The 809-nt window shown below is 31.4% G+C and carries 1 protein-coding gene; it reads left to right on the top strand.

Annotated elements, in window-relative coordinates; genetic code table 11:
- Positions 1-149 precede the first annotated feature (149 nt).
- Positions 150-677 (top strand): plasmid pRiA4b ORF-3 family protein, encoded by a 528-nt coding sequence (locus F985_RS19680; RefSeq protein ID WP_002124964.1) that lies wholly within the window; start codon positions 150-152, stop codon positions 675-677.
- Positions 678-809: the final 132 nt, after the last annotated feature.

Raw genomic sequence — 809 nt, 5'->3', positions numbered from 1 at the left:
AGTCCATGATGTTTAAGCCATCATAAACTAGACATTTTTATTGGTGAGAATATAGACACTTTAAATGGGTTCTAACAAACGCATTTCGTATAAGGCGTATTATGTTAATTTTAGATTTACTAAAACTATTTTTTGAGAACTAGGCTGTTATGGGAACTGTAAAGCTCAAATCTTCTGATGAAGTTTTTCAATTAAAAATTAGTCTGCTAGGCAGTGATCCTGAAATCTGGAGAACTATTCAAATTTCATCGGCAGCTACTTTATCTAGGCTCCATAAGGCAATTCAATCTGCTTTTGATTGGGAAGATAGCCATTTACATGAATTCACGACTATTAAGCATGAAAAGATCAATAAAAGACAAAAATTGAAAGAAGTTCTACGTGTAGGTAAAAAAATTATATATACATATGATTTTGGCGATTGTTGGGAACATTTGATTACTGTAGAAAGCAGACAATCTCCTGATTTAAATAAAAAATATCCATGTTGTATAGATGGTCAAAATCATGCTCCATTTGAAGATATTGGAGGAATTTTTGGATATCTTGATATTTTAGATGCATTACAAGAACCCAAACATCCAAGATATGACGATTACATGCAAATTATCGAGGATGAAATAGGAGAGATAGAGTTTGATCCGACCTACTTTAATTCACATGATATTAAGTTTTAAACCTGATTTAACATAATGGCGGCTATACGAAATTAATGTGTTAGAACCCATTTAAAGTGTCTATATTCTCACCAATAAAAATGTCTAGTTTATGATGGCTTAAACATCATGGACTGGATATGAAATATAGAT

It is taken from the genome of Acinetobacter seifertii, from assembly GCF_000368065.1.
Lineage (GTDB): Bacteria > Pseudomonadota > Gammaproteobacteria > Pseudomonadales > Moraxellaceae > Acinetobacter > Acinetobacter seifertii.
This window is presented reverse-complemented; position numbering and strand designations above follow the sequence as displayed.